Genomic DNA, 6,041 nt, shown 5'->3' with positions numbered 1-6,041 from the left:
TATGGAAAAATTGTGAGCGTAAACTTAACACCAGCTTGCAGTTTATTCATCTGGCCTTCATGGCACTGATACTCAGAAGATCATAAACAGATTCTTACAAACTACGGGCAACAGGGATCGCCTTCTTTGGCAACTGTTTGACGAGCTGGTAGCTCATTTCAGCTCCCGGGCAAATTAGACCACTACAGATTGGTAGATACTTGAGCGATGACAATCCACCATTGGGCTCATACGGAATTCTTCTTGTTACGCGCGAGCCCTGCCTGCACAGCGGTGATCGCGACAGTATTTACGATATCCTCGACCGTGGCACCACGCGAGAGATCATTCACGGGACGGTTCAGGCCCTGCAGCACAGGGCCGACCGCAATGGCACCGGCCGAGCGTTGCACAGCCTTATAGGTATTATTGCCCGTATTCAGGTCGGGGAAGATGAAAACGGTGGCGCGACCAGCAACAGGTGATCCAGGCAGCTTCGCAGCCCCGATCACTGGGTCGCTCGCTGCATCATATTGAATCGGACCGTCGACAAGCAACGTGGGCTGGCGCTCGCGCACAAGCTGAGTGGCCCGGCGCACCAAATCGACCTCGGCGCCGCTGCCCGACCCACCCGTCGAGTACGAGAGCATCGCAATGCGAGGCTCGACCCCGAACTGGGCGGCTGTCTCGGCCGATGAGATCGCAATGTCAGCGAGCTGCTCGGCGTTCGGGTTGGGATTCACCGCGCAGTCACCATAAACGAGCACCCGATCCTCAAGCAACATGAAGAAGACGCTTGACACAACTGAGACGCCAGGGCGCGCGCGGATGATCTCGAAGCTTGGCTTGATTGTGTGAGCGGTGGTGTGCGCGACACCCGAGACCATACCGTCGGCGAGGCCAAAGTGCACCATCATCGTGCCAAAGTAGCTGACATCGGTGACCCGGTGACGGGCCTCCTCAATCTTGACGCCCTTATGCGCGCGCAACCGCGTGTACTCTTCGGCGAACTGCTCGCATAACGGCGACTCTGCTGGATCAATGACATCGGCACGATCGAGGTCAAGCCCCAACTCGGCTGCACGCTGCCTTACCGAAGCGGGCTGGCCAAGAATAGTGAGTCGCACCACACCGCGCAAAAGTAGCGTGCTCGCAGCACGCAGGATCCGGTCGTCACTGCCCTCCGGCAGCACAATATGCGACTGAAATGTCGCTGCTCGCTCGAACAACTCGTACGCAAACATGAGTGGGGTGACGACGCCACCAGTGTACACCCTCAGCCGCGAGCGCAGGTCAAACACATCGACGTGCTCCCGGAACAGAGCAAGGACTGTATCGATTTTGCGACGCGAGTCGGGCGTCAGAACACCGCGGGCGCGGACAATGCGTTGCGCCGTGTCGAACGTGCCAAGGGAAGTGCGAATGATGGGCAACCGCGAATCAATGCCATCGAGCAATCGCTCGATATCGGGTGAGAGCGCGAAGTCGCCATTGAGCACCACCGCCGCAAGGGTTGGAAAAGTTACAGCCTCGTGCGCCATTACAACAGCAAGCAGAGTCTCGGCCCGGTCGGCGGCAACCACAATGGCTGCACCTTCGATGAGTCGCGGCAGCACGTGCTCCATCGCCATACCAGCAATAACGAGGCCGGGTACTTCACGACTCAGCAGTTCCTCGCTACCGCGTACCAAAGTTCCCTCGACCGCCTCAAGCACTGACGCAACCGTTGGAGCCACAAGCAACACCTCCTCCGGAATCGCCCAGACCGGGGTCATTGGCGGCAACACAACGGCGACCGCGCTGCGAATGTGATCGAGCGCGTCAGGATCCGCCCGATTGACCAGGGTGGCAAGCAGTGAGACGTGTGCAGCCTGGAGCTGCTGCAGACTCAGTTGAGCAAGCTGCGCGAGCTCTGCGGCAGTCCGCGCCGCAGACTGACCGAGGATCTCGGGGCCGCTCTGGGACGAGCGCCCGCCCAGCACGAGCAGCACCGGTGAGTCGAGGTGCGCTGCAACCCGCGCGTTGAAGGCAAGCTCGCTCGGCGCTGCAACGTCGCTGAAGTCAGATCCCACAATAATGACCGCATCACATTGCGCTTCGAGCGCTTTGAATCGAGCCACGATTTGCACCATGGCAGCATCCGGGTCGTGCGCGGCGTCTTCATAGGTCACGCCAACGCATACCTCATAGGGGATCATGCCGCCCGCGCGCTCGCGCAACAGCTCAAGCACACGATCTCGTTGGCTGCCGGAGCGAATAAGCGGCCGAAAGATACCCACAGAAGGGATATCCGCGAGAAGAGCATCGAGTAGTCCAAGTGCTACGGCACTCTTACCGGTGCGCCCCTCGGCAGACGTCAGGTACAAACTCTTGGCCACGACGCTAGTTTAGTGATGGGCGAGCATTTCTCCCGCTACGGCTGCGTGACCTTTGCCATTCCTGCCGTATGGCCATGCACGGGGATGCTTTGACTGATCCTATGGCATTGCATTCGATACATGGAATCTGCATCAGTCCGCCGATCGGATCGCACAGGTACAAGACGGACAAATGCCCCGCCTCCATAACATCTGCCGCCATTCAAATACCATTGCGCCCTTTGATAATTATTAATAAACCAAGATATATCATTCCGGGCCGTGGCCTGAGTACAGCCAAGCTCGGCTATGAATAGAATAACTTATGCAGTTCCCAAACGCGCCTATTCACCGATTTTTCACTCCTGCGCTGGCTCCATCGTGACACTATAGCTGCCATGACGTGCGGCACCGTTGAGTTTGGCACGCAGATAGAGTGCAGCCTGAGTACTTGCGGCATTACCTGCATTGCCTTTCCAGGCCTGTAAGGCAGGCTGCTGCAATGCACGGCCGTACGAGAAACTCAGGTCCCAGGGTTGCGGTGCCAGACAATTCATGGCATTGAGATTGGCAGTCGCCTCCTCCGGAGTCAGCCCACCAGACAGAAAATTGATGCTGGGGACAGCCGCCGGCACGGTGCGCCGCAGTACCCTGATCGTCTGCTCAGCCACCTCCTCCGGGCTGGCCTTCTGGGCGTGCGTTTTACCCGGGATTACCATGTTGGGCTTCAGCAGCATATGCTCCAAAATTACGTGATAGCAGTGTAATGCATGAAATACTTCATGCAGCACCGCTTCAGTGACTTCAGCGCATCGGTCGATGCTGTGATCGCCATCGATGAGCACTTCGGGTTCAACGATGGGCACAATGCCCAGCGTCTGGCAGATAGAGGCATACCGCGCCAAGACCTCGGCATTGGCCTCGATGGCCAACCGGCTCGGGGTGGTTGCGGAGATGTGGTACACATCACGCCATTTGGCGAATCGTGCGCCCTGCTGCTTGTAGCTCTCCAAACGCAGTGCCAGACCATCCAGACCTTCGGTGATTTCATCCCCAGGCGCATTGGCCAACGCGAGTTTACCCTTATCGACCTTGATGCCCGGCACAATGCCTTGTTGCGCGGCGAGCGCCGGCAACGGAGTACCGTCATCCGCTTTTTGCCCGAGGGTTTCCTCAAACAAGATAACACCGCTGACAAATTCACCGAGACCCGGTGTTGCCAATAACATGCTGCGGTAACTGCGGCGATTTTCCTCGGTTGATTCCACCCCGATTGGTTTGAAGCGTTTCGCGATCGTCGGGCTGCTTTCATCCATGGCCAGGATACCTTTGCCCTGCTGTACTAACGCCTCGACGGTTGCCTGCAACTGATTTTGAATATTCATGAGCATCCTCTTTGCGGCTTAAACATCAAACCGGATCTTTGGTGGGAACTACTTTAAGAGCCCGGACGGGTGAGAGACACAAGAAAAGTAAATTCTCTTTTCCATGAACTTTCAATTTATTGAAAGCCAGCTCCGTTGTCAACTGCTATGATAATTGATCGAAAGATGACGCCACCCCAGTCTGTTTAGCACAAAAAATAAAGCTTTTGACGTCTTTTGGCGCTTCAGTCGCAGAACACCCAGGGGTAAAGGTCAACCCAGAGATGAAAGGAATGCGTGCACTGTAGCCGCCCCCTCCGGGATCACTAACATTCCCGCAATACTCATGATTATCACGCCCCAGCGCTACCACCTGCCCCAGCACAGCCAAGCTACGCTGCAACTCCCAGCCCACCTGACCGGATTGGCCTAATAGCAAGATCTTCATGTGTACTCTTTTTATTTTTACCTTCGCAAAAGACTGGAAGCCCAAAGCCCTTAAAAAGTTGAGAAAATCAAAACAACTGCTATGCGCCAGAAGATATTTACAGAGATTCAAGCATTGGCTGATTTTCCAAACTGCCAAGGGGTGAAGAAACTTACTCATCACGAATACAGCTATCGGCTGAGGGTAGGTAACTACCGGGTGTTCTTCGAGTTCAACGGCAGCATTCATGTTATTGATATTGAAGAGGTGAAAAAACGCAATGAGCGCACTTATTAACTACCAGACCATTCTGGATAGCAGTGGAAAGCCGGCTTTTGTGGTCGTGCCTTATGATGAATTTATTAAGCTGCCTGGTGTAGTAAGACCAGGCATGATCCCCAATGAAGTTGTTGGAAAACACATCATGAATGAGATCCATGCTGCAAGCCTGGCGTGAATACCTGATGCTGACCCAGGAAGAAATGGCCAAACGCATGGGCATCACGCAAGCAGGTTACGCACAGATCGAAGCTGCCAAGCGTCCGCGCAAGGCAGCGCTTGAAAAGGCTGCGACGGCGATGGGTATCACTCTCGAACAATTGGCGTACTAAAATTTGAGGAAAAAATGGTGAAAATGGGAGGAAATGGGGGTAGACCACGGCTCTCGGAATATTCGGCAAGGTCAAACATGGACGGCGAAGTCGCCAGGGTGACGGGCAGAATTATCGCCGCTCACTTGACCACAGAACATGTCTGGCGCGATTTGTCGCAGCCATGATTGGAAGAAACGGACGTGATCGACTATTGCAAACGAAGAACAGGTTTCAAAACCGGCGACTCACGTCGCCATGGATTTCTTCACTCGCTTGACCCCGGACGGCTAATGGGTAGTCTCTATTTTCCATGCTGTTATATGTTTACATTGTAAATACAAATGATAAAATATTTACAATGAACATTTATTACGAGCTGAATGGCGATTTGTTCATTTGGAACGCAGACAAGGCAGAAAAAAACCTGCACAAGCATGGCGTCCGTTTCGAGGAAGCTGCTACGGTTTTCTCCGATCCATTGTTTATATTGACTGATGCTTCCCGTAACGATGAAGCACGCGATGCCGCTATTGGTTTTGATGTGACCGGCCGCTTGCTCTATGTGGTTCATATTGAGATTGAAGAATCTTGTATCCGTATTATTTCCGCCCGCCGCGCTGAACCCGAGGAGGAACTCAACTATGCTCTCTGAACGCTTAAAAAAACGCCTGCAAAAGGATCGCCCAATGACATCGATCACATTGCGCATCCCGATTGATGTCGTGGAATCCCTAAAGGAAATTGCTCCGCATAAAGGTTTTTCCGGATACCAGACATTACTGAAGTCATACATTAGTGAAGGATTACGTAAAGACGAAGAACGGTATTCCGGCATATCAGTAGTACGACTGATCGAAGCGTTAAAAAAACGCGGCGTATCTGATGCTGTAATCGAAGAAGCCACGCGGGATCTGATAGACTAATTATTTTCACGAGAATGGGGACACAAACCACGGTTTTCATGGAATATTCGGCAAGGTCAAACACGGGCGGCGCGACATGCGACATAACTGCTTTGTCAGGATAAAGCTGTAGCCCATCAGAAACCGTGTAGAGTATAGAGGACAGGTGCATATAGTATTTGGTTTTGCATTACCGTCCGCCATTTTCATCTGGCGGAGTCTCCCGTGCTGCACGATATATTCTCCACAACATGCCACCCCCACCACCCCGGGAGTCGTTGACACCACTTCCGTTATTCCAGCGACAACCACCGGCCCTTCCCTTGAATCGTCCCGGGTTTTGAGGAGGCTGTTTGGTTAAAGTCAAGCCACCGGAATGGCTTCCCTGGCGAATTGCCTATAGTAGTTTACCTCAGCTT

Annotated in this window: 10 protein-coding genes and 1 pseudogene; 6 read left to right on the top strand and 5 right to left on the bottom strand. The window is 53.8% G+C overall.

Features of this window, described 5'->3' with window-relative positions:
* Positions 1 to 86 (top strand): annotated as a pseudogene (locus tag C8R14_RS12785) (IS5/IS1182 family transposase); the annotation flags it as partial.
* A 141-nt stretch (positions 87 to 227) separates the two neighbouring features.
* On the opposite strand, the gene pta reads toward C8R14_RS12785, so the two are convergent.
* The 4 genes from pta to C8R14_RS14255 all read right to left on the bottom strand — a co-directional run bounded on the left by pta (position 228) and on the right by C8R14_RS14255 (position 4,148).
* Positions 228 to 2,357 (bottom strand): phosphate acetyltransferase, encoded by a 2,130-nt coding sequence (pta, locus tag C8R14_RS12780; protein ID WP_011635016.1) that lies wholly within the window; start codon positions 2,355 to 2,357, stop codon positions 228 to 230.
* A 4-nt stretch (positions 2,358 to 2,361) separates the two neighbouring features.
* Entirely contained in the window at positions 2,362 to 2,544 is a 183-nt protein-coding gene (locus tag C8R14_RS14475) for an L-serine ammonia-lyase, iron-sulfur-dependent, subunit alpha (protein WP_369668797.1), read from the bottom strand.
* A 151-nt stretch (positions 2,545 to 2,695) separates the two neighbouring features.
* On the bottom strand, positions 2,696 to 3,721 hold the full coding sequence (locus C8R14_RS12770) for a class I fructose-bisphosphate aldolase (protein ID WP_011635017.1): 1,026 nt from the start codon (positions 3,719 to 3,721) through the stop codon (positions 2,696 to 2,698).
* Between the two features lie 145 nt (positions 3,722 to 3,866).
* A complete protein-coding gene (locus tag C8R14_RS14255; protein WP_011635018.1) occupies positions 3,867 to 4,148 on the bottom strand; it encodes a sugar nucleotide-binding protein in 282 nt (93 codons plus the stop codon).
* An 81-nt stretch (positions 4,149 to 4,229) separates the two neighbouring features.
* Here C8R14_RS14255 and C8R14_RS12760 point away from each other — a divergent pair, with 81 nt between their 5' ends.
* The 5 genes from C8R14_RS12760 (at position 4,230) to C8R14_RS12745 (ending at position 5,643) form a co-directional block, all read left to right on the top strand.
* Positions 4,230 to 4,424 carry a type II toxin-antitoxin system RelE family toxin gene (locus C8R14_RS12760; RefSeq protein ID WP_041353558.1) on the top strand — a complete coding sequence of 65 codons (195 nt, stop codon included), beginning with the start codon at positions 4,230 to 4,232 and terminating at the stop codon, positions 4,422 to 4,424.
* Positions 4,408 to 4,584: a hypothetical protein gene (locus C8R14_RS14250; RefSeq protein ID WP_240142331.1), complete on the top strand. Its 177-nt coding sequence runs from the start codon at positions 4,408 to 4,410 to the stop codon at positions 4,582 to 4,584. The genes C8R14_RS12760 and C8R14_RS14250 overlap by 17 nt, the downstream gene beginning before the upstream one ends.
* Positions 4,556 to 4,738: a helix-turn-helix domain-containing protein gene (locus C8R14_RS14245; RefSeq protein ID WP_011635019.1), complete on the top strand. Its 183-nt coding sequence runs from the start codon at positions 4,556 to 4,558 to the stop codon at positions 4,736 to 4,738. Before C8R14_RS14250 ends, C8R14_RS14245 begins: the two co-directional genes overlap by 29 nt.
* Positions 4,739 to 5,078: 340 nt before the next feature.
* Complete coding sequence (locus C8R14_RS12750) at positions 5,079 to 5,372, top strand: BrnT family toxin (RefSeq protein WP_041353831.1); 294 nt, start codon at positions 5,079 to 5,081, stop codon at positions 5,370 to 5,372.
* 34 nt (positions 5,373 to 5,406) lie between these two features.
* Positions 5,407 to 5,643, top strand: coding sequence for a hypothetical protein (locus C8R14_RS12745; RefSeq protein WP_204987608.1), 237 nt, complete (start codon positions 5,407 to 5,409; stop codon positions 5,641 to 5,643).
* A 169-nt stretch (positions 5,644 to 5,812) separates the two neighbouring features.
* Here the strand turns inward: C8R14_RS12745 and C8R14_RS13630 are convergent, their stop codons facing one another.
* Positions 5,813 to 5,989 (bottom strand): hypothetical protein, encoded by a 177-nt coding sequence (locus C8R14_RS13630; protein WP_160803637.1) that lies wholly within the window; start codon positions 5,987 to 5,989, stop codon positions 5,813 to 5,815.
* Positions 5,990 to 6,041: the final 52 nt, after the last annotated feature.

The organism is Nitrosomonas eutropha, assembly GCF_003201195.1.
GTDB lineage: Bacteria > Pseudomonadota > Gammaproteobacteria > Burkholderiales > Nitrosomonadaceae > Nitrosomonas > Nitrosomonas eutropha.
Note: the sequence above shows the minus strand (reverse complement) of the source record. Positions and strands in the feature narration are given on the sequence as shown.

What these genes read in the sequence shown, in the direction of transcription:
- C8R14_RS12745 (WP_204987608.1), top strand. Translation starts at nt 5,407, where the DNA reads ATGACATCGATCACATTGCGCATCCCGATTGATGTCGTGGAATCCCTA.
- C8R14_RS12750 (WP_041353831.1), top strand. Translation starts at nt 5,079, where the DNA reads ATGAACATTTATTACGAGCTGAATGGCGATTTGTTCATTTGGAACGCA.
- C8R14_RS12760 (WP_041353558.1), top strand. Translation starts at nt 4,230, where the DNA reads ATGCGCCAGAAGATATTTACAGAGATTCAAGCATTGGCTGATTTTCCA.
- C8R14_RS14245 (WP_011635019.1), top strand. Translation starts at nt 4,556, where the DNA reads ATGAGATCCATGCTGCAAGCCTGGCGTGAATACCTGATGCTGACCCAG.
- C8R14_RS14475 (WP_369668797.1), bottom strand. Translation starts at nt 2,544, where the DNA reads ATGGAGGCGGGGCATTTGTCCGTCTTGTACCTGTGCGATCCGATCGGC.
- C8R14_RS12770 (WP_011635017.1), bottom strand. Translation starts at nt 3,721, where the DNA reads ATGAATATTCAAAATCAGTTGCAGGCAACCGTCGAGGCGTTAGTACAG.
- C8R14_RS14250 (WP_240142331.1), top strand. Translation starts at nt 4,408, where the DNA reads ATGAGCGCACTTATTAACTACCAGACCATTCTGGATAGCAGTGGAAAG.
- C8R14_RS14255 (WP_011635018.1), bottom strand. Translation starts at nt 4,148, where the DNA reads ATGAAGATCTTGCTATTAGGCCAATCCGGTCAGGTGGGCTGGGAGTTG.